The 21762-nt window shown below is 66.3% G+C and carries 19 protein-coding genes; 18 read left to right on the forward strand and 1 reads right to left on the reverse strand.

Going from position 1 to position 21762, the window contains the following annotated elements:
- Positions 1-32: 32 nt before the first annotated feature.
- The 16 genes from flhB to ACW7G6_RS13485 all read left to right on the forward strand — a co-directional run bounded on the left by flhB (position 33) and on the right by ACW7G6_RS13485 (position 15922).
- On the forward strand, positions 33-1181 hold the full coding sequence (flhB, locus tag ACW7G6_RS13410; RefSeq protein WP_456998468.1) for a flagellar biosynthesis protein FlhB: 1149 nt from the start codon (positions 33-35) through the stop codon (positions 1179-1181).
- Between the two features lie 92 nt (positions 1182-1273).
- A complete protein-coding gene (gene flhA / locus ACW7G6_RS13415; protein ID WP_456998532.1) occupies positions 1274-3262 on the forward strand; it encodes a flagellar biosynthesis protein FlhA in 1989 nt (662 codons plus the stop codon).
- A gap of 41 nt (positions 3263-3303) precedes the next feature.
- A complete protein-coding gene (flhF, locus tag ACW7G6_RS13420; protein ID WP_456998469.1) occupies positions 3304-4947 on the forward strand; it encodes a flagellar biosynthesis protein FlhF in 1644 nt (547 codons plus the stop codon).
- Positions 4934-5833 carry a MinD/ParA family protein gene (locus tag ACW7G6_RS13425; protein WP_456980283.1) on the forward strand — a complete coding sequence of 300 codons (900 nt, stop codon included), beginning with the start codon at positions 4934-4936 and terminating at the stop codon, positions 5831-5833. The genes flhF and ACW7G6_RS13425 overlap by 14 nt, the downstream gene beginning before the upstream one ends.
- Positions 5830-6582 (forward strand): RNA polymerase sigma factor FliA, encoded by a 753-nt coding sequence (locus tag ACW7G6_RS13430; protein WP_456998470.1) that lies wholly within the window; start codon positions 5830-5832, stop codon positions 6580-6582. The genes ACW7G6_RS13425 and ACW7G6_RS13430 overlap by 4 nt, the downstream gene beginning before the upstream one ends.
- Before the next feature lie 56 nt (positions 6583-6638).
- Positions 6639-7031, forward strand: a complete 393-nt coding sequence (cheY, locus tag ACW7G6_RS13435; protein WP_456960794.1) for a chemotaxis response regulator CheY — start codon at positions 6639-6641, stop codon at positions 7029-7031.
- Complete coding sequence (locus tag ACW7G6_RS13440; protein WP_456998471.1) at positions 7028-7636, forward strand: protein phosphatase CheZ; 609 nt, start codon at positions 7028-7030, stop codon at positions 7634-7636. The genes cheY and ACW7G6_RS13440 overlap by 4 nt, the downstream gene beginning before the upstream one ends.
- 4 nt (positions 7637-7640) lie before the next feature.
- On the forward strand, positions 7641-9443 hold the full coding sequence (locus ACW7G6_RS13445; RefSeq protein ID WP_456998472.1) for a chemotaxis protein CheA: 1803 nt from the start codon (positions 7641-7643) through the stop codon (positions 9441-9443).
- Between the two features lie 27 nt (positions 9444-9470).
- Positions 9471-10211 (forward strand): flagellar motor protein, encoded by a 741-nt coding sequence (locus tag ACW7G6_RS13450; RefSeq protein WP_456980287.1) that lies wholly within the window; start codon positions 9471-9473, stop codon positions 10209-10211.
- Position 10212: 1 nt separating this feature from the next.
- Positions 10213-11181 carry a flagellar motor protein MotD gene (gene motD / locus ACW7G6_RS13455; RefSeq protein WP_456998473.1) on the forward strand — a complete coding sequence of 323 codons (969 nt, stop codon included), beginning with the start codon at positions 10213-10215 and terminating at the stop codon, positions 11179-11181.
- Position 11182: 1 nt separating this feature from the next.
- Positions 11183-11953, forward strand: coding sequence for a ParA family protein (locus ACW7G6_RS13460; RefSeq protein ID WP_456998474.1), 771 nt, complete (start codon positions 11183-11185; stop codon positions 11951-11953).
- The gene (locus ACW7G6_RS13465; RefSeq protein ID WP_456998475.1) at positions 11950-12558 is read left to right on the forward strand and encodes a chemotaxis protein CheW; all 609 of its coding nucleotides are present in this window, start codon (positions 11950-11952) and stop codon (positions 12556-12558) included. The genes ACW7G6_RS13460 and ACW7G6_RS13465 overlap by 4 nt, the downstream gene beginning before the upstream one ends.
- A gap of 73 nt (positions 12559-12631) precedes the next feature.
- On the forward strand, positions 12632-12949 hold the full coding sequence (locus tag ACW7G6_RS13470) for an STAS domain-containing protein (protein WP_456980291.1): 318 nt from the start codon (positions 12632-12634) through the stop codon (positions 12947-12949).
- Positions 12946-13311, forward strand: a complete 366-nt coding sequence (locus tag ACW7G6_RS13475; protein WP_456960786.1) for a response regulator — start codon at positions 12946-12948, stop codon at positions 13309-13311. The genes ACW7G6_RS13470 and ACW7G6_RS13475 overlap by 4 nt, the downstream gene beginning before the upstream one ends.
- A 4-nt stretch (positions 13312-13315) precedes the next feature.
- Positions 13316-15331 carry a chemotaxis protein CheA gene (locus ACW7G6_RS13480; RefSeq protein WP_456998476.1) on the forward strand — a complete coding sequence of 672 codons (2016 nt, stop codon included), beginning with the start codon at positions 13316-13318 and terminating at the stop codon, positions 15329-15331.
- Between the two features lie 54 nt (positions 15332-15385).
- Positions 15386-15922: a chemotaxis protein CheW gene (locus tag ACW7G6_RS13485; RefSeq protein ID WP_456980293.1), complete on the forward strand. Its 537-nt coding sequence runs from the start codon at positions 15386-15388 to the stop codon at positions 15920-15922.
- A gap of 111 nt (positions 15923-16033) precedes the next feature.
- Here the strand turns inward: ACW7G6_RS13485 and ACW7G6_RS13490 are convergent, their stop codons facing one another.
- Positions 16034-16339, reverse strand: coding sequence for an energy transducer TonB (locus tag ACW7G6_RS13490; protein WP_456980294.1), 306 nt, complete (start codon positions 16337-16339; stop codon positions 16034-16036).
- A 194-nt stretch (positions 16340-16533) separates the two neighbouring features.
- Between ACW7G6_RS13490 and ACW7G6_RS13495 the strand changes: the two genes are divergently transcribed.
- Both ACW7G6_RS13495 and ACW7G6_RS13500 read left to right on the forward strand, forming a co-directional pair.
- Complete coding sequence (locus ACW7G6_RS13495) at positions 16534-19218, forward strand: methyl-accepting chemotaxis protein (RefSeq protein ID WP_456998477.1); 2685 nt, start codon at positions 16534-16536, stop codon at positions 19216-19218.
- A gap of 239 nt (positions 19219-19457) precedes the next feature.
- Positions 19458-21755 carry a methyl-accepting chemotaxis protein gene (locus ACW7G6_RS13500; RefSeq protein ID WP_456998478.1) on the forward strand — a complete coding sequence of 766 codons (2298 nt, stop codon included), beginning with the start codon at positions 19458-19460 and terminating at the stop codon, positions 21753-21755.
- The last annotated feature ends 7 nt before the right edge of the window (positions 21756-21762 follow it).

Raw genomic sequence — 21762 nt, forward strand, 5'->3', positions numbered from 1 at the left:
GGCCACTTAGTGGCCACAGCAGGAACCCTGCCATGTCCGGCGATCAAGAGGACCGCACCGAGCAACCGACCGAGAAGCGCCTGCGCGAGTCTCGTGAAAAAGGCGATGTCCCGCGCTCCCGTGAACTGGCCAACGTTGCCGTGCTGGGGGTCACCGCAGTGGCATTGATGCTGCTGGCGCCGGGGATCGGCACGGCGGCACAGGGCTGGCTGGGCGGCGCGCTGGCCTTCAATCCGGCCATCCTCGGCCACCCTGACCGCTTGATCACCCACGCGGTGACCCTGGCCATTTCACTGATGCTGCCGGTGTTGCCGGTGCTGGCCGCCGCATTGGTGGCCTGCCTGATCGCGCCGGCCCTGATGAGCGGCATCCGCTTCTCCAACAAGGCATTGCAACCGGATTTCAAGCGACTCAACCCGGCCTCTGGTCTCAAGCGCATCTATGGCAAGGAAGGCTTCGCCGAGCTTTTGCGTTCGATGTTGCGGGTGCTGCTGGTGGTTGGCACCGGCGCCATGGTCATCATCGGCGCGGTCGACAACTTGTTGCTGATGCCCCGGATGGGACTGCATGTCGCCATTGACACCGGCCTGCACACCGCGATGACCGCGCTGCTGGCGATGGCGGGCTCGCTGGCGTTGATTGCCGCCATCGATGTGCCGTGGCAACGCTACCAGCACCGCAGCAAGCTGAAGATGACCAAGCAGGAAGTCCGCGACGAGATGAAGCAGACCGAGGGCAACCCGGAGATCAAGGCCCGGGTGCGCCAGGTCGCCCGCCAACTGTCGCAGCGCCAGACCATGGAGGCGGTGCCCAGCGCCGACGTGGTGGTGATGAACCCGACCCACTACGCGGTCGCGCTGAAGTACGACCCCGACAACATGCGTGCGCCCCGGGTGGTCGCCAAGGGTGTGGACGAGACCGCATTGATGATCCGCGACGTGGCCGGGAAGCACCGCATCAGCGTGGTCGAGGCACCGCCGCTGGCACGCGCCTTGTATAGGCAGGCCAAGGTCGACCAGGAAATCCCCGTGAAGCTCTACGCTGCAGTCGCACAGATACTGTCCTACGTGTACCAGCTCAAGCGCTGGCAGCCGGCGCACGGTCCGGCTCCGTCGCTGCAGCCGTTGGACGTAGGCGCGGACGGCGCCGTCGACCCGGTTGACGGGGGGCCGGCAGCGTGAGTGCAACCATGAGCCGGTTTTCCATAGCCGACCTCGCCCGTTCGGTGCGCGATGGAGCCGCCGCCCCGGTGGTGGTGTTGGCGATGTTGGCAATGGTGGTGGTACCGCTGGCGCCGTTGGTGCTGGATGCGTTGTTCACCATCAACATCGCGCTGTCCCTGGTGGTGTTGTTGGCGGTGGTTTACGTCAAGCGGCCGCTGGAATTCTCGGTGTTCCCGTCGGTGTTGTTGATGGTCACCCTGCTGCGGCTGGCGCTGAACGTCGCCTCCACCCGGGTGGTGCTGCTGCATGGTCACGAAGGTCCCGGCGCGGCCGGGCACGTGATCGAGTCGTTCGGCAATTTCGTCATTGGTGGCAGCTACGCCGTCGGCCTGATCGTTTTTTCGATCCTGACCATCGTCAACTTCATCGTGGTAACCAAAGGCTCCGGGCGCATCGCCGAAGTGTCGGCACGCTTTATCCTGGACGCGATGCCCGGCAAGCAGATGGCGATCGACGCCGATCTCAACGCCGGTTTGTTGACGCGCGAAGATGCCAAGGCCCGGCGCCAGGAAGTCTCGGAGGAAGCCGACTTCTACGGCTCGATGGACGGCGCCAGCAAGTTCGTCCGCGGTGATGCGATCGCCGGCCTTCTGATCCTGGTGATCAACCTGGTCGGCGGCATCCTGATCGGCGTGATCCAGCATGACATGGCATTCTCCAGCGCGGCCCAGGTGTACGCACTGCTGACCATCGGTGACGGTTTGGTCGCCCAGTTGCCGGCGCTGCTGGTGTCCACGGCGGTCGCGATGCTGGTCACCCGGGCAACCCGCGAGCAGGACATGGGACCGGCGGTATCGGCGCAGGTATTCGGGCACAAACGCGCACTGTTCGTCGCCGCCTTGCTGCTGGGCCTGATCGGCGTGGTCCCGGGAATGCCCAACCTGCCGTTCCTGACCCTGTCGGCCATCGTCGGTTATGCCGCCTGGAAACTGCACAAGCGCGAGACCGCTGGCGCTGCGACCGCGGATGCCGACGAGGTGGCCACCGGCAGCAGCCAGAACCAGGCCATGGCCGAGCTGAGCTGGGACGAAGTGCGCCCGGTGGAGCCGCTTGGACTGGAGGTGGGATACAAGCTGATCGCGCTGGTCGACAAGACCCGTGGCGGTGAACTGCTGGCGAGGCTGAAAGGCATCCGGCGCAAGCTGACCCAGGACCTGGGCTTCCTGATCCCGGCGGTACACGTGCGCGACAACCTGGAGCTGTCGCCCGGCCAGTACCGGATCCTGGTGCATGGAGTGCCAATGGCGACCGGCGAGCTGTACCCGGACCGCAACCTGGCCCTCGACCCGGGCCAGGTATTTGGCCCGTTGGAAGGCATCCCCGGCAAGGACCCGGCATTCGGGCTGGATGCGGTATGGATCCCGCCGGACCAGCGCGCCCATGCCGAATCGCTGGGCTACACGGTGGTGGACGCCGCCACCGTAGTCGCCACCCACCTGTCGCACGTGGTGCGCGAGCGCGCCTCCGAGTTGCTGGGTCACGACGAAGTACAGCAGCTGCTGGCCAGCGTGGGCAAAGCGACCCCGAAACTCGTCGAGGACTTGACGCCCAAGTTGCTGCCGCTGTCAGTAGTGGTACGGGTACTGCAATCGCTGTTGCTGGAAAAGGTACCGCTACGACAGATGCGCCAGATCGTGGAGGCGCTGCTGGAGCACGGTGTGCACACCCAGGACCCGGCCGCACTGACCGCTGCGGTCCGCAACGCACTGGGGCGCTTCATCGTCCAGGAGCTCAACGGCCTCAAGACCGAGCTGCCGGTCTATACCTTGGCGCCGGCTCTGGAACAGGTATTGCAAGAGTCGGTCAACGGCACCGGCGCCGCGTTGGAACCAGGACTTGCCGAGCGACTGCACCAGAACCTCAACGATCTGGTGACGCAGCAGGAGGGACGCGGCGAGCCGGCCGTCCTGCTGGTGCCCGGCGGGATCCGCGCAACCATCGCGCGGCTGGTGCGGCACAGCGTACCGGCCCTGTCGGTACTGGCTTACACCGAAGTACCGGAAGAGAAGCGTTTGCGGTTGGTCGGCTCGATTGGTTGATAAACCAGGGCCTGGAATAACGGGAACAAGGGAACAACGTCATGAGAATCAAGCGCTTCATTGCCACCGACATGCGCAGCGCATTGCGCATGGTGCGCGAGGAACAGGGGGCGGAGTCGGTCATCCTGTCGACGCGTCCGACCGCCGACGGGATCGAGGTAGTCGCGGCGACCGATTACGACGAGGCACTGGTGCATCAGGCGCTGCGTGCCGCGACGCCGGCGCTGTCGCTGGCTGCCACCAGGCCCGACGAACTGCCGCCGGCAACCCCCGGACACGCGGGCCGGAACCACGACGACGCGAGCGACAAGGCAGCCGTGACGCCGGCATCGGGCCCCGACTCGAAGACGTCGCCACCGCGCGACAGTTTCGCCAGCCGCGCACGCGCCGTGTTCCGCATTGGTGGTTCCCCGGCGGAAAACCATGACAAGGAACACGCCGACGCGACCCTGGCCGAGCTCACCGGACACATGCCGCCAACGGCCGTCCTCCACCCGAATGCGTCACGCCCTGCCGGTGCGCGGCCACAGGCCAACGCTGCCCCGACCGCTGCCGCGTTGAACGCAGCAACCGGATCACCGACCCACTTCGAGGCGATGATGAATGCACTCGCCGACCGGGACCTGCTGCCAGCCGATCTTCCAGACCCGGCCCCAGTCCAGGAACCCACCTCACCGGCCACGACGATATCGTCGCTCCTGCCGGCACCGGCCGCTGCGGCCGAGGCCGAGGCCAGCATCAAGGTCGCGCCACCGGCGGTACACGTGGTTGCCGAGCCGGACCCCGGCATCATCGCCATGCGCGAGGAACTGGGTTCGATGCGACGGATGATCGAGCGCGAGATGGGCCAGTTCACCAGCGAACGCCTGCGCGGCTCCCCGGCGCGTGCCGCCGCCTACGACATGCTGCTGGGGTATGGCTGCGACGAGTCCCTGGCACAGACCATTGCCGCCAAGATCAACCCGGCGCTGGACCCGGACAAGGTGCGCGCACCGATGCTCGCCGAGCTGGCACGGATGCTGACCATCAGCCGCAGCGAGCCCATCGACGACGGCGGCGTGATCGCACTGATCGGACCGACCGGCGCCGGCAAGACCACGACCGTGGCAAAGCTGGCGGCCCGCTTTGCCGCCCGCCACCGTGCCCGCGATGTCGCCATGGTGACCACTGACAGCGAGCGCGTGGGCGCAATCGAACAACTGCATGCACATGGACGCCGCCTCGGCATCACCGTATGCGAGTCGAACGGGCCGGAATCCCTGGCCCAGACGCTGGCCCAGCTGCAGGACTATCCATTGGTGCTGGTCGATACCGCCGGTTATGGCGCCCGTGACCGCGCGCTGCTCAGCCAGATCACCTGGCTGCGTGCCACCCGCCAGTTGCGCAGCTTGCTGGTACTGCCCGCCAGCGCACACCCCCATGACATGAGTGAGCTGGTCCGCCGCTACCGGATGGCCAGTCCCGAAGGCGTGGTGCTGACCAAGACCGATGAGACCGGACGCCTTGGCGCGGCCTTGTCGGTCGCCATCCGCAACGGCCTGAGCCTGACCTACACCGCCCATGGCCAAAGCGTTCCAGAGGATCTGGAGGCCGCCGATGCGTCCAACCTGGTCCTGCAACTGGAGAAACTGCGCCGTGCGGCCGATAACCCCTTTGTCACCGAGGATCACCATGCCATCGCCTGACCTCCAACCCGTTCCCGCGATGATGGCGCAGCCTGCTGGCGCCACGCCGACAACGTCTGCGCGCGCGGCCCCGGTCCGGGTCATTGCCGTGGCCAGCGGCAAGGGCGGCGTGGGCAAGACCAGCGTATCGGTCAACCTGGCAATGTCGCTGCAGAACTCCGGCCAGCGCACCTTGTTGCTGGATACCGACCTGGGCCTGGCCAATGTCGACGTCATGCTCGGCTTGTCACCGCGGTTCACCCTGGCCGATGTATTCGCCGAGCGCTGCGAACTGCGCGACACCCTGCTGGAAGGTCCGGGTGGACTTTGGGTCGTGCCCGCTGCCTCGGGCAAGCGCCACATGGTTGAGCTGCTGCCACAACAGCATGTTGGCCTGGTGCATGCCTTCAGCCAGCTGGACCTGCCAATCGACGCCATGGTGATCGACAACGCCGCCGGCATTGCCGACAGCGTGCTGACCTTCTGCCAGGCCGCGCAGGACGTGATCGTCGTGGTGTGCGACGAGCCGGCTTCGGTCACCGATGCCTATGCGCTTATCAAGGTGCTCAATCGCGACCGCGGGGTCAGTCGCATCCAGGTGCTGGCCAACCAGGTCAACAACCCCGGCGAGGGCCGCCAGCTGTTTGGCAAGCTGGAGCGGGTCGCATCGAAATTTCTCGACGTGACCCTGAACTACCTGGGCGCGATTCCCCGCGACGAATGGTTGCGCCGCGCCATTCAGCGCCAGGAGGCGGTAACCCAGGCGTTCCCGTCCAGTCCCTCGGCGATGGCGTTCCGTGACATCACCCGCCGCGCCGGCCAATGGCAGTCCCCGCCAGGCCCCCGCGGGCATGTCGAGTTCTACATGGAACGGTTGATCACGCCCGCCCGGGGAGCCATCGCATGAGCCATGCCGCCGCTGCCTATCGCGCCAGCTTGCCGCGCCAGGATGCATCCGAAGTGGTCGAGCGCCACGGCGAACTGGTCCGTCGCATTGCCCACCACCTCGCAGCACGATTGCCGTCGAGCGTCGAGGTCGATGACCTGATCCAGGCCGGGATGCTCGGCTTGCTGGACGCTGCACGAAACTTCCAGGACGACCAGGGCGCGGCATTCGAGACCTATGCGTCGATCCGCATCCGCGGCTCGATGATCGACGAAATCCGGCGTGGCGACTGGGTGCCGCGCTCGGTACATCGCCGCTATCGCGACGTGATCGCCGCGACCCGCCGGATTGAGCAGGCCACCGGCCGCGCCGCCACCGCGCAGGAGGTTGCCGGTGAGTTGGAGATCGGCCTGGATGAGTACTACCGCATGCTGGAGGAATCCTCGCGCGGCCAGTTGATCAGTCTTGATGCGCACACCGACGAGCACGACGGCGAACCGCGCGTGGCCGCCGCTGGCGATGCCAACCCCGCACGCGCGTTCGATTATGGCGAGTTCCGGGACTCACTCGGCGAAGCCATCGGCGAGCTGCCCGAGCGCGAACAGCTGGTGCTGTCGTTGTACTACGAGCAAGAGCTGAACATGCGCGAGATCGGCGCCGTGCTGTCGATCAGCGAGTCCCGCGTGTGCCAGATCCACGGCCAGTCGATGCTGCGGCTGCGCGCGCGACTGGGCGAATGGCGCGACACCGCCATGGACCCGAGTGACTGAACCATCGCCGCAATCGAATCATCATTTTCAACCGCTTCCCGAGTGCCTCCAGACCCATGGACAAGAATATCCGCATCCTCATCGTCGACGACTTCTCCACGATGCGCCGCATCGTCAAGAACCTGCTCAACGACCTTGGCTTCACCAACACGGCCGAAGCCGACGACGGCACCACCGCCCTGGTAGAGCTGAACAAGGCGAGCTTCGACCTGGTGATCACCGACTGGAACATGCCCGGCATGCCCGGCATCGACCTGCTGAAGGCGATCCGCAAGGATCCCGCATTGGCCAAGGTGCCGGTGCTGATGGTCACCGCCGAGGCCAAGCGCGAGCAGATCATCGAAGCCGCGCAAGCCGGCGTGAACGGCTACGTCATCAAGCCGTTTACCGCCGCGACGTTGGGCGACAAGCTGGGCAAGGTATTCGAGCGCCTCGGGGCGGGCGCGTGAACAGCGACGACCGGCAGGTCATCACCCAACGCCTGCACGCCGCGCTGTGGGCATTGGAAAACGAGGACCATGACGGCTGGCGAGAGAACGTCGATGCGTTGATCCAATGGCGTACCCAACCATTCGTGCAGGGGCTGTCCCGACTCGCACGCGAACTGGAGCAGGCGTTCGGCGAGGATGGCAACGCGCAACCCAATGCAACCTCGCTGCCCGACGCCTGCGCGCGGCTGGAGCACGTGGTCACCCTCACCGAACGCGCCAGCATGCGCTCGCTGGACCTGGTCGATGAATGCAGCGCGCTGCTGCGCCAGCTGCCCACGCCGCTGGACGATACGCAACGCGATGCCATGCTCGGCATCCGCTCGCGACTGTCGGAGCTGACCGCCGCCCAGGGCTACCAGGACCTTACCGGGCAGATCATCCTGCGCGTGGTCTCGCTGGTACGCGCCGTGCACGTCGGGCTGGGTGAGGTGGTCGGCCAGGAGGAGTCCGGCATTGCGCCGCAAGCTTCCAACCGTGGCCACGGCCCCGCGATCGCCGGCCTGGATCCGGAGCCGGTCAGCCAGGACGACGCCAACACACTGCTGTCGTCGCTGGGGCTGTAGCGGCATGGACACCGCGTCCGACATCTGCGCCGACTTTCTGGTCGAGGCGCGCGAGATCCTCGATCAGCTTGGCGAGCAGATGGTCGCACTGGAGCACGCCCCCGCCGATCGTGAATGCCTGAACTCGGTGTTCCGCGGTTTCCACACCATCAAGGGTGGCGCCGGATTCCTGGATTTCCCGGCCATGGTGACGATCTGCCACGCGGTGGAGGATCGACTGAACCTGGCACGTACCGGCGATGCGGTGCTGGATGCCGCTGCCTTCGACGGCTCCCAGCAGGCCCTGGACCTGTTGGTCGACATGCTCGATTGCGTCTCCGCCGGCGAGCCGATGACGCCCGCACCCCAAACATTGATCGACAGCCTGCGGGTCGATGCGGGCATGACCGGAACTCCGGCAAACCACGACATCAAATCGCCAGCCGCCCCCGGCGGCGACGACCTGGATGAGCTCGACTTCGAGGCATTGCTCGACAGCCTGCACGGCAGCGGCGGCACACCCGGCGTGGTGCCGCCTGCAGCGACGCCGGAGCCGCCTGCGGCCATCCCTGCAGCCGTGCTCGCGCCACCACCGGCTCAACCGGCGGCGCCCGGCCCGCCAAAGCCGCGCAAGCCTGCCGCCCCGGCACACCAGGACGAGCCGACGGTGCGTGTCGACGTGCGCCGCCTCGACACCATGGTCAACCTGGTCGGGGAGCTGGTACTGGCGCGCAACCGCCTGAAGACCTTGCGTCCGCGACTGCATGACGAGGAACTCGATCGCGCGGTCGGCGCGCTGGACGGCGCGACCTCGCGCCTGCAGTCAGCGGTGATGATGGCGCGAATGCAGCCGGTCGGCCGCGTGTTCGCCCGCTTTCCCAAGCTCGCCCGCGATGTCGCGCGGCAACTGCAGAAGAATGTCGAGTTGGAAGTCGTTGGCGCGGAGACCGAGCTGGACCGCAATCTGGTCGAGGCGCTGGCCGACCCGCTGGTGCACCTGGTGCGCAATGCGATCGACCATGGCATCGAGTCACCCGAGGCGCGGCGCAACTCAGGCAAGCCCGAGCAAGGCCACGTGCGCTTGTCCGCACAGCAGGAAGGCGACCACGTGGTCATCGAGGTCCGCGATGACGGCGCCGGAATCGACCCGGACCGGATCCGCGACATTGCCGTGCGCAAAAGCCTGGTCGATGCCGACGCCGCAACCAGACTGTCGCCGGACGAGTGCCTGCAACTGCTTTTCCTGCCGGGCTTCTCCACCCGCGCCGAGGTCAGTGACCTGTCCGGGCGCGGGGTAGGCATGGACGTGGTGCAATCACGCATCCACGAGTTGTCCGGCCGGGTCCAGATCCAGTCGGAACCTGGGCACGGCTCGCGCTTCGTAATCCAGGTACCGCTGACCCTGGCGATTCTTCCGACCTTGCTGGTGGAGGTCGACAACGACGTCTATGCCTTGCCCCTGGTCCGGGTAATGGAGGTGCTTGCGCAACTGCCCGGAGCGCCCATGTCGATCGATGGCCAGGAGGTACTCGACCTGCGCGAACAACCGGTGCCGCTGTTGAGCCTGCGCGGCTGGCTGGGTGTCGAACCCGAGGCGACTGCGGGCAGCACCGTGGTCGTGTTGCAAGCCGGCGAGCAGCGATTCTGCCTGTCGGTAGACCGCGTGCGCGGTCGCGAGGAAGTGGTGATCAAGGCCTTGCCACGCACCTTGCGCGGGTTATCGGGCTATGCCGGCGCCAGTCTGATTGGCGACGGCCGGATGGCATTGATCCTGGACGTGGACGCGCTGTATCGAACCGGCGTGCGTGGCACGTCGCGACTCAAGTAATCCCCACCAGCACCGTTAACGGACAGTATGGACAGACTCAGCGTCATCGGCACCGTACTTGCGTTGTTCGCCCTCGTCGGCGGCAGCCTGCTCAAGGGCGCGGGCCTGTCGGGACTGTGGTCGCCGGCAGCATTCGTGGTGGTGATCATCGGCACCCTGGCCGCTATCCTGGTGCAGACACCGATGGACACCTTCATGCGCGCGATGAAGATCGTGCGCTGGGTGTTCCTGCCACCCGCGCATGACCGCCGCGCCATGATCATCCGGATCGTCGAATGGAGCACGGTCGCGCGCCGCCAGGGGCTGCTCGGGCTTGAACCCGAGATCGCCGCGCAAGAGGACCTGTTCGTCCGCAAGGGCCTGCAAATGGTCGTTGACGGACTGGAGCCCGAGACGATTCGGCAGATGCTGGAGATCGAGCTGTACGGACAATCCAGCCGCGACCTGGCGGCGGCAAAGGTGTTCGAGGGCATGGGCGTCTACGCACCCACCCTGGGAATCATCGGTGCGGTAATGGGCCTGATCGCGGTGATGAAGAACCTGGCCGATCCCAGCAAGCTGGGGGCCGGCATCGCGGCCGCGTTCACTGCCACCATCTATGGCATCGGCACCGCCAACCTGGCGTTGCTGCCGGCCGCCAGCAAGCTCAAGGGCCTGATCAACCAGCAGACCGAAGAACGCGAGATGATCATCGAAGGCCTGATCGCCATTGCCCAGGGCGAGAATCCGCGCAACATCGAGATCCGGCTGAACGGCTTCGTACACTGAGATGGCACGCCGACACCAGCATGAGGAACATCAGAACCACGAGGCGTGGGCAATCCCGTACGCCGACTTGCTGACGCTGCTGTTGGCATTTTTCGTGGTGATGTACGCGATCTCCTCGCTTAATGAAGGCAAGTACCGGGTCCTGGCGGACTCCTTGTCCTCCGCCTTCGGCGGCGCGCCGCGAACCATCAGCCCGATCCAGCTTGGCGAGACCCAGTTGCGCGGCTCCTCTTTTGACCGTCCGTCGATCCAGACCGCTGCCTCCAAGGCCGGTCCGGCCGCCGCCACCCCGATCAACTCACCGCGGATGTTGCAAGTGCTGGACATGCCAACCTTCGGCCAGCAGGCGCGCAGCAGGCAGGCCGCGGCTGCCGCAGCGGCGACGACCGAGGTCGAAAACCGGCGTCAGGCTGACCTGCACTTGCTCGGCCAGCGTATCCAGGACGCGCTGTCGGAACTGGTGCGCGAGAAGTTGGTCACCGTGCGTCGCGGGCCGATGTTCCTGGAGGTGGAGATCCAGAGTGACATCCTGTTCGCCAGCGGCATCGCCACACCCAGTCCGCTGGCGGTGGAAACCATCCGCAAGCTGGCCCACGTCCTGCGCGATGAACCCAACGCGGTGCGGGTGGAGGGATACACCGACGACGTGCCGATCGCCACCGCGCGCTTCCCTTCCAACTGGGAATTGTCGGCCGCGCGCGCCGGTAGTGTGGTGCACGAGATGATCGATGCCGGCGTGGAGGCGACACGACTGGCCATGGTCGGCTACGGTCAATACCAGCCAGTAGCCGACAACACCACGGGTGAGGGCCGTAACGCCAACCGCCGCGTGCTGCTGGTCATCCTGGCCTCGCCGCAGGGGCCGGATGCCATCACAGCCCCCTTGGCGCCGGCAGTAGCCGCCGGCGCAACACCTGATTCCACGATGGCGACGGTCGCGCGCCCCAACCCGAACTCCGGAGCCGGCTGACATGCAGACCTGGGCCATTGCCAATCAAAAAGGCGGGGTGGGCAAGACCACCACGTCGCTGTGCCTGGCACGTGGACTGGCCGAGAAGGGCAACCGGGTACTGCTGATCGACCTGGACCCGCATGCGTCACTGACACGTGCTTTCGGGGTGCCATCGGACCCGACGCCGCCGGGCACCCACGACATTTTCTCCAGCCGGAGCGTGGAGCTGTCCACCCTTGCCCGTAGTACCCCGATCGACGGCTTGCAGCTGGTGGCGGCACAGCCTGCACTGGCGACCTTGGAGCGCCGTGGAGCCACCCAGCCCGGCCTGGGCCTGTCGTTGGCGCGCGCGCTGCATGCCACGCGTGGTGGCTATGACCATGTCCTGCTCGACTGCCCACCGACGCTTGGGCTGCTGATGGTCAACGCACTGGCCGCCGCCGACCGGTTGGTGGTGCCCACGCAGACCGACCCGCTGGCGCTTCACGGACTGACCGACATGCTGCGCACCGCGGACATGGTCGAGCGGTCGCGTCGACGCCCGTTGCCACGGCACATCCTGCCCACCTTGTATGACCGGCGTACCCGCGCCGGGGTACGCATCCTGGAACAACTGCATGACAGCTACGAGGCGCTGGTCTGGCCCAAGGCGGTGCCAATGGATACCCGTCTGCGCGATGCCATGGGGCTGACGGCGGCCACGCCACCCAGCGGCCGCGGTGCGCAAGCGTACCGCTCGGCACTGAACTGGTTGCTGGATGCAATACCGCAGCAACAGGAGGCCGCATGAGCTCACAGATGGTGGACAGTTACCTGGACGAGCTGTTGGCACCGCTCCAGGCGGCCACCAGGCTCGTGCCTGCACCAGTGCCCGTCCTCCAACTTGCGCCCGCGCCAGAGGTGGAGTCGGCACGACTTCCGGCCCGCCCGGCGCCAGCACCGGCTCATCAACCGGACACGGTAGCGCCGCCATTGCGGGCGACCACGGCCGGGCATCGCTGGCTGCGCGCCTCCCTGGGCAGCGACCACTACGCGTTTGAACTGCTGCGGGTGCAGGAAGTGGTACGCATGGCCACCATCACTGCCATGCGCGGCACCTCCCGCGCGATGCTGGGCGTCATGAACCTGCGTGGACGCATCGTGCCGGTATTCGATCTAGCCCGCTGGCTGGGTACCGGTGAAGTCACCACCGACGAGAACGTCCGCATCATCGTGGTCGAGCGCGACGACGAGCTGATCGGCGTGCTGGTCTCGGCGGTGGAGGACGTGGTGACGCTGGCGCGCGAGCATATCGAGCCGCCGCTACCGGGCAACGACCCTGGCGGGGTCCTCGGTGTCGCCCGGGTCGGCCGCGCCCCAACGGTTCTGCTGGATGCCAACGCGTTGTTTGAATGAATCTTCAAGTTCCCGCGCACTGCGCCGTTAACGCCATTGACTGCAGCCATTGACTGCAACGGCCACCCATTTCATGAATGAAATATCGTTACAACCCGACCTGGGTATCGAGCACGTCGAAGCGTTACGGGCGACGCTCGCGCCGCTCCTCAACCGTGCCGGCATGCTGGCATTGACTGGCGACCGGGTAGAGCGTGTGCATACCGCCGGCCTGCAGCTGTTGCACGCCTTCATCCGCGACCGCGCGAACGCCGGTCACGGCACCACCATCACCCTGGCCTCGCCTGCCCTGATGGACGCGGCACGCGTGCTCGCGCTGACCGACATGCTGGGGCTCGGTGCACCGGTTGGAACGGCTGGCGACCTTGAAAACACTGGAGATCCCGCATGAGCGCCAAGCTGCTGATCGTCGATGATTCCACTTCCATGCGGCAGATGGTCGCCTTTGCCCTGTCGTCGGGCGGCTACACCGTGCACGAGGCGGAAGACGGACAGGCTGCACTGGATATCGCCAGGACCACCCACTTCGACGCTGTGGTGACCGACGTCAACATGCCGCGCATGGACGGGATCGAATTGATCCGCCAGCTGCGCCAGCTGCCCGGCTACAAGTTCACCCCGCTGTTGATGCTGACCACCGAGTCGGGTGGCGACAAGAAGCAGGAAGGCCGCGCCGCCGGCGCCACCGGCTGGCTGGTCAAACCGTTCGATCCCGAGCAGTTGCTCGCCACGGTTCGCAAGGTTCTCGCCTGACACCATGGACATCACCCAATTCCACGCCGCGTTCTTTGAGGAAAGCCGTGAAGGGCTGCAAGCCATGGAAGCGGGTTTGTTGCGCCTGGAAGCCCAGATGGAACCGGATCTGGAGCCCGGCCTCGCCGACGGTGACACCATCAACGTCATCTTCCGCGCCGCGCACTCGATCAAAGGGGGGGCGGCCACGTTCGGCTTCGGTGACGTCACCGACCTGACCCACCTGTTGGAAACATTGCTGGATGAGACCCGCTCTGGCCATCGCTATCTCGACCACGTCGCCATCGATGCGTTGCTGGACGCGGTGGATGTACTGCGGGGATTGCTCGCGGTGGCCGAACACGGCGGACAGGTCGACCAGCAGGCCATGAGTCGCGCGCGTTCCGGACTGGATCGACTGCTGGCAAGCGAGGCGTGCGCTGCACCGGCCATTGCCGCTGCGGCAAAGACCGGCGACATGGGCGACCCCGAACACTGGCGCATCGGGTTCCGCCCGGAAACCTCGTTGTTCATGACCGGCAACGACCCGCTGCGGATCCTGCGCGAGCTGGGCAGCCACGGCGAGTTGACCGCCACCTGCCTGGACGACCAGTTGCCGGCGTTCGATCTGCTCGACCCGTTCCAGGCACACCTGGCCTGGGACTTGATGCTGCCGGGCAGCGTGCCGCGTGCCGCCATCGACGACGCGTTTGCGTGGGTCGACGACCAATGCGCGCTGTCGATCGAGGCCGTCGCCGCCAGCACGTCGGTGCAGACGGCGTCACCCGGCATTGCCGCCGCGTCGTCCGACGGCGAATCCCCTGCCAACGCCAGCGCGCCGGGCGCCGCCCGCGCCGCCAATGCGGACGCCGACACCTCCATCCGCGTCGCCGTGGCCAAGGTCGATGCGCTGATCAACCTGGTCGGCGAACTGGTCATCACCCAGGCGATGCTGCGCCAGCGCTCCGAAAACCTGGACCCGGTGGCCAACGAAACCCTGCTGACCGGGCTCGGCCAGCTCGACCGCAACACCCGCGACCTGCAGGAAGCGGTGATGAGCGTGCGCATGCTGCCGGTGGAGTTCGCCTTCAGCCGCTTCCCGCGCATGGTCCGCGACCTGGCCTCGCGGCTCGACAAGAAGGTCCGCCTGCGCACCTTCGGCGAGGCCACCGAGCTGGACAAGGGCATGATCGAGAAGATCGTCGACCCGCTGGTGCACCTGATGCGCAACGCGATCGATCACGGCCTGGAGTCCGCCGACGAGCGCCGCGCCGCGAACAAGGACGAGACCGGCACCATCACCATGAACGCTGCCCACCAGGGTGGCCACATCCTGATCGAGGTCAGCGACGACGGCCGCGGCATGGACCGCGACCGCATCGTGCGCAAGGCGGCCGAACGCAACCTGCCGCTGCCGGAAAATCCGACCGATGCGCAGGTCTGGGACCTGGTCTTCCACCCCGGATTCTCCACCGCCGATGCGTTGTCGGACCTGTCCGGGCGCGGCGTCGGCATGGACGTGGTCAAGAGCAACATCCTGGCACTGGGTGGCCAGGTTGAGATCCGCAGCGAAAAGCACGTCGGCACCACCGTGTCGATCCGGCTGCCACTGACCCTCGCGATCCTGGACGGCATGTCGGTCGCGGTCGGTGACGAGGTGTTCATCCTGCCGCTCAACATGGTGGTCGAGTCGTTGCAGCCCCAGCCGCACGAGGTGCGCACGATCGCCGGCGACACCCGTGTGCTGCATGTGCGCGACGATTACCTGCCGCTGGTCAACCTGCGCCAGCAATACCGGCTGCCACCGGCCGATGCGACCGCCGCACCGATCGCGGTGGTCGTGGAGAGCGGGGGCCGCCGCCTGGCACTGGAAGTGGACGAACTGCTCGGCCAGCAGCAGGTGGTGGTGAAGAACCTGGAAGCCAATTACCGCCGGATCCCGGGCATCTCCGGCGCGACCATCCTGGGCGACGGCCGCGTCGCGCTGATCATCGACGCCGCCGGCATCGCGACCGGCACTCCGTTGCCCGTCGCCGCCTGACCCTGCCCGCCCCATTCATTGCCGCCGCCGCGGATTGCACCAAGGACACATCCCATGACCGACTCCACGCCCAACCGCACCCTGCTTGCCCCGCGCGCCACGTACACCCAACCGGGGCTGGATGCCGACACCGACAACAGCGAGTTCCTCACCTTCGCCCTGGGCGAGGAAGAGTACGGGGTGGACATCCTCAAGGTGCAGGAGATCCGCGGCTACGACGCCGTGACCCGTCTGCCCGACGCGCCCGACTACATCAAGGGCGTGGTCAACCTGCGCGGCACGATCGTGCCGGTGATCGACATGCGCCTGAAGTTTCGCCTCGCCAACGCCGACTACACCGCGGTGACGGTGATGATCGTGCTCAATGTCTCCGATCGCATCGTCGGCATCGTGGTGGACAGCGTCTCGGACGTCATCCGCCTGGGCAGCGACCAGATCCGCCCGGTGCCCGAACTGGGCGCGACCATCGATCGCCAGTTCCTGACCGGCATCGGCACGCTCGACGAGCGCATGTTGATCCTGCTGGATATCGAGCGCCTGATGACCAGCACCGAGATGGGCCTGGTGGCAGAGGCTGCAGCACTGCAGTAGCCAATCTTCGGTCAGCTGCAAGTTTCACTGCAGGATCCCACAAAAAAAACGCGCCGGATTCGGCGCGTTTTTTGTGCGGCGCCGAAGCGCACGGGCATAAGGCGATGGCCTTCAGAGGGTGAAGTCCAGGCGCACCTTGCCACGACCACCACCCGGCTCGAACGTCCACTGCTTCACCGCGCTCACCGCGGCCGACTCGAACGTGCGCGACGGACGCGCGTTGACGACCGAGACGCTCTCCACGCTGCCGTCGGCACCCACGGTGAACTCCACTTCGACAAACCCTTCAGTACGGTTGCGAGCCGCCTCGGCGGGATAGGTCGGCTCCACACGCTTGATCGGGCTGAGAGAGGCTTGGGCCGGGAGGGCGAACGCCAGTGCCAGCGCGGCAATGACAAGGACCTGGTAACGGGGCATGGGAGGACTCCTGAGTGTGGGGACGTATTGGATCGGGTGGGGACGGGAACACATGCTCCCGCTGTACTTCCACACATCGGCCAGCACGGAGGTTTCTTTAGCTCCACGCGGATTTGCCAGTGATCGCTAAAGTTCTCGTTCAGCCAGCCGTTGTCCCGGGGGTCGATCAAACGATTCACTACCCGAGGTCTCCGATGTCCACTCGCCCCACTCCCTCCTTGCTGGACCGCGCCCTGGCCCCAGCCATGCAGCTCATGGCGCGCTTGCGCTTCGGCCACAAGGCATTGGTCATCGGTGCTGCGTTCATGCTGACCTGCGGCCTGCTGGCCGGCATCCTGGTCGTGCGCACCAACATCGACATCAAGGCAGTGAAGCAGCAGCGCACGGCCGTCGAGGGCTTGTCGCACCTGCAGCGCTCGATGCTGGCCATGCAATCCCATCGCCAGATGAGCACCCGGGTCTCGGCCAAACAGGACGTGCCCGCGCAGGAGATCGCCGGCGCCGCTTCCACCGCGACTACCCAACTGGATGCCGCCGCACGCTGGGCCGGCCAGGCCCTGAAGGATGCCGACGTCCGTACCGCCTTCAAGCAGGCGCAGGACGGATGGGCGAGCGTCAACAGCGGTGACGCCGGCGCCGACGTGACCGAATCCACGATCCAGCAGGTGCGTTTATTGATGGGACTGGTGGCGGAACGCACCGGCTTGTCGCATTCCCAGGAGCCAACCGTGCTGTACATGGGCCGTGCCGCCAGCGAGTGGCTGCCGACGCTGGCCGAATACACCTCGCAACAGGGCGTGGTCGGATTGCGGGTACTGGGCGAAGGGGCGATCTGGGTCGACGACCGCACCGGCCTGGCCGTGTCGCGCACCATGCAGGACTTCCTGCGCAGCCGGATCGAACTGGAGCTGGCCAATGCCGAGCAGCGCATGCCGTCGCTGGTCGCCACCGCCGGCAAACCCATCCAGGCCGCGCTGGAGGCGATGGGCAAGCAGAACGACGCCATCGCCACCCACATCCTGGATGCCGACACCCCCGTGCTGCCAGTGGAAACCATGGCCGCACGCGAGCATGCCACCCAGTTGGCGATGGCCGCCGCGATGGTCGGATCGATCAACTCGCTGGACGCCGCCGCGGCCGCCCAGATCTCCCGCATGACGACCTCGGCCAACCTCACCTGGATGGTGGTGGCACTGATGCTGCTGATCGCGGGCTACCTGTTCCTGGGGTTCAGCCGCAGCACGCGTGACTCATTGTTCAAGATCCAGCAGGCCACCGAATCCATCGCCGCCGGCGAATTCCCGCAGAGTGTCCGCGTCGACAGCCAGGACGAGCTGCGCGACATCGCCCGCAGTCTGGAGCGCGCGGTCACCAGCCTGCGCACGTTCGCCGGCGCGCAGCGCGACGTCTATGAGGCCCACCAGGCCGGCAACATCGACGAGCGCCTGGACGCGGCGGCGTTCCCGGGCGCATTCGGCGAGATGGCCGAAGAGATCAATACACTGGTCGCCTCGCACATCGACCTGACCCGCAAGACCATCGAGATGGTCGGCGCGTATGCACACGGCGACCTGTCGGGCGACATCGAGCGCTACCCCGGCACCAAGGCGGAAGTCACCGCCGCGGTGGATGCGGTCAAGGTCAATACGCAAGCGGTCACCGCCGAGATCAAGATGCTGGTGGACGCGGCAGTGGCCGGCGACTTCAGCCAGCGTGGCAACGCCGAGCAGTTCGAGTTCGTTTACCGCGACATGATCCTGGGCCTCAACAAGCTGATGGCCAGCTCCGATCGTGGCCTCAGCGAAGTCGGTACCCTGCTGGCCGAGATGGCCCAAGGCGACCTTACCCAACTTGCGGACACCAACATGCCGGGCCAGTTTGGTCGCTTGGCGAGTGACGCCAACGACACCGTGCGACATCTGTCTGAAATCGTCGGCCAGATCCGCCAGGGCAGCGACGCGATCAGTTCCGCCGCCAGCGAAATCGCCGCCGGCAACGATGACCTGTCGCGCCGTACCGAGCAGCAGGCCGCCTCCCTGGAGGAAACCGCCTCCTCGATGGAGGAGCTCACCTCCACCGTGCGCCAGAACGCCGACAACGCCCGCCAGGCCAATCAGCTGGCGATCGGCGCGGCCGAAGTCGCCGAGGTCGGTGGCGAAGTTGTCGGCCGGGTGGTCGAGACCATGACCGGCATCAACGAGTCCTCGCGCAAGATCGTCGAGATCATCAGCGTCATCGACGGCATCGCGTTCCAGACCAACATCCTCGCGCTCAACGCCGCGGTGGAAGCCGCGCGCGCTGGCGAGCAAGGCCGAGGCTTTGCCGTGGTCGCCTCCGAAGTCCGCTCGCTGGCCCAGCGCTCCGCCGCCGCCGCCAAGGAGATCAAGACCCTGATCGACGACTCCGTCAGCAAAGTCGAGAACGGCAGCGCCCTGGTCGGCCAGGCCGGCAAGACCATGGGCGAGATCGTGACCAGCGTGAAGCGGGTCACCGACATCATTGCCGATATCTCCGCCGCCTCGCAGGAGCAGAGCAGCGGAATCGAGCAGGTCAGCCACGTCATCACCCACATGGACGAAGGCACCCAGCAGAACGCCGCGTTGGTCGAGGAAGCCACTGCCGCCGCGCGCTCGTTGGAGCAGCAGTCCGAGCAGTTGGTGCAGACCGTCGCCGCATTCCGGCTGGACGCCGATTCCGGCCAGGCGCAGACCCGCACACACGTAGCGGCCATCGACCGCGTCAGTGGTCTGACCGGCACCGCCGCCAATACTCCGGTCAACCCCCCCATCAAACAGCCCGCCGCATCCGGACACCCCCGCCCGGTGCGGAGCAACCCGAAGGCCGCCGCCGGCAACGACCAGCACTGGCAGGAGTTCTAGGCTCTCGATCTCATGGAGAACCAGAGGCGCGCCGGAGACGGCGCGCCTTCTTGCTTTTTCAACCTGAACCAAGCAGATCGCAGCGCCCGGCAATCGCGTCTGCAGGCAAATGTTCCCGAATCCCCGGCCGTTATCGGCATGTGGCAGTCGCACCCTTGAAGTACGACCACGATCGACCAGCTCCACCCGTGTCGCCCTCCCAGACTCCGTATCCACCCCTGCCCCCCACAGGACACACAATGACCAACTTGCTCAGGCGCTACCGCATTGGTACGCGTCTCACGTTCGCCTTCACCCTGCTGCTGCTGTTCTTCATCGGCTTTGGCGCGCTCTCGTTATCGAAGATGGCAACGATGAAGGATCAGCTCGACAACATCGTGCTGGACCGCTACGTCAAGACCATGCACATCAACCGGATGATCGAGCTGTCCAGCCGGACGGCGATCCAGGTGCGGGATATCGTCTTCGAACGGGACGACGCACAAAAGCAGGCGCTCATCCGGGAACTCCAGGAGCTGCGTGCCACCTATGACGAGCACCGCGCGACCATCGAGGGCATGCCCAACTCCCAGGAGGGGCTCGCGGTCCTTGCTGACATCCAGCAACTGCGAGCCTCCATCGCCCCGGTCAACAACGAAGTCGTACGGCTGACCGTTGAGGGCCACAACGACGAGGCAGTCGCCCTGCTCAACTCCGGCATCAGCGGGATGCGGGCATGGCGTACGAAGCTGAACGAGTCGGGTGAACGCCAGATCGAGCAAGCCCGGTCTGCCCATGCCCAGGCCACGCAGGCCTACGAGAGCGCGCTGGTGCAACTGGGCGTGATCGGCGCCATCGTGCTGTTGATCTGTGTGCTGCTCGCCTGGCAGGTCACCCTCAGCCTGATCCGGCCGATCACCCGCGCCACCCAGATCGCGCGGAGCATTGCCCAAGGCCGATTGGACAACCAGGTCGACGGGGCCGGCGACGATGAGCTGACCGAACTGAGCAAATCCATGAAGGACATGCAGGCCGAGCTGCAGAGCTTCGCCGAGGCCCAGGGCGAGATCGCCCGCCGGCACGATGCCGGTGAGATCGCCCACCGGATCCCGGCGGACAGCTTCCCCGGTGCCTATGGGCACATGGCTGCGCAGATCAACGACCTGGTCGCCTCGCATATCGACATGGTCCACGAGGTATCCGGGTTCGCTGCGGAGTACGCCCGGGGCGACCTGTCGCGTGACTTCCCCGAACTGCCTGGACAGAAGGCCGAGACGACCCGCGCGCTGGCCGCGGTCAAGGCCAGCACGCAATCGGTCACCGCCGAGATCAAGACGCTGGTGGACGCGGCCGTCGCCGGCGACTTCAGCCAACGCGGCGATGCCGACCGGTTCGAGTTCGTCTACCGCGACATGATCCTCAGCCTCAACGAGCTGATGGCCAGCGCCGATAGCGGCCTCAATGAGATCGGCAACTTGCTGCTCGCCGTCGCCGAGGGCGAGCTTAACCAGCGCGCCGACGAGTCCCTGCCAGGACACTTCGGCCGCCTCGCCGCCGATGCCAACCTCACCGTCGAGAAGTTGTCGGAAATCGTCGGCCAGATCCGTCAGGGCAGCGACGCGATCAGCTCCGCCGCCAGCCAGATCGCCGCCGGCAACGATGACCTGTCGCGCCGTACCGAGCAGCAGGCCGCGTCGCTGGAGGAAACCGCCTCCTCGATGGAAGAGCTCACCTCCACCGTGCGCCAGAACGCCGACAACGCCCGCCAGGCCAACCAACTGGCGATCGGCGCGGCCGAAGTCGCCGAGGTCGGTGGCGAAGTTGTCGGCCGGGTGGTCGAGACAATGACCGGCATCAACGAGTCCTCGCGCAAGATCGTCGAGATCATCAGCGTCATCGACGGCATCGCGTTCCAGACCAACATCCTCGCGCTCAACGCCGCGGTGGAAGCCGCGCGCGCGGGCGAGCAGGGCCGAGGCTTTGCCGTGGTCGCCTCCGAAGTCCGCTCGCTGGCCCAGCGCTCCGCGGCCGCGGCCAAGGAGATCAAGACCTTGATCGACGACTCGGTGGAGCAGGTCGAGAACGGCAGCGCCCTGGTCGGCCAAGCCGGCAAGACCATGGGGGAGATCGTGACCAGCGTGAAGCGGGTCACCGACATCATTGCCGATATCTCGGCCGCCTCGCAGGAACAGTCGACCGGCATCGAGCAGGTCAACCAGGTCATCACCCACATGGATGAAGGCACCCAGCAGAACGCCGCGCTGGTCGAGGAAGCCACCGCCGCCGCGCGGTCAATGGAGCAGCAATCCGAGCAACTGGTGCAGACCGTCGCCGCGTTCCGGCTGGAGGCAGGCACAACCACCGCCAGCACCGGCGTCGCGTCCGCTGCACCGGCAAACACCGCCAAGGCGAGCCTTCCGGTGGCGGATTTCAGCGTCAAGGCGGCCAACGCGGCAACCGGGAAGGCCACCAGCAAGCCCACCACCGGCACCCGCCGCCAGAGCCAGCGCACCGCATCGGCAACGGCGGTGAACGACCAACACTGGCAGGAGTTCTGATCGCGCC

Source organism: Lysobacter sp. A421 (assembly GCF_054052145.1).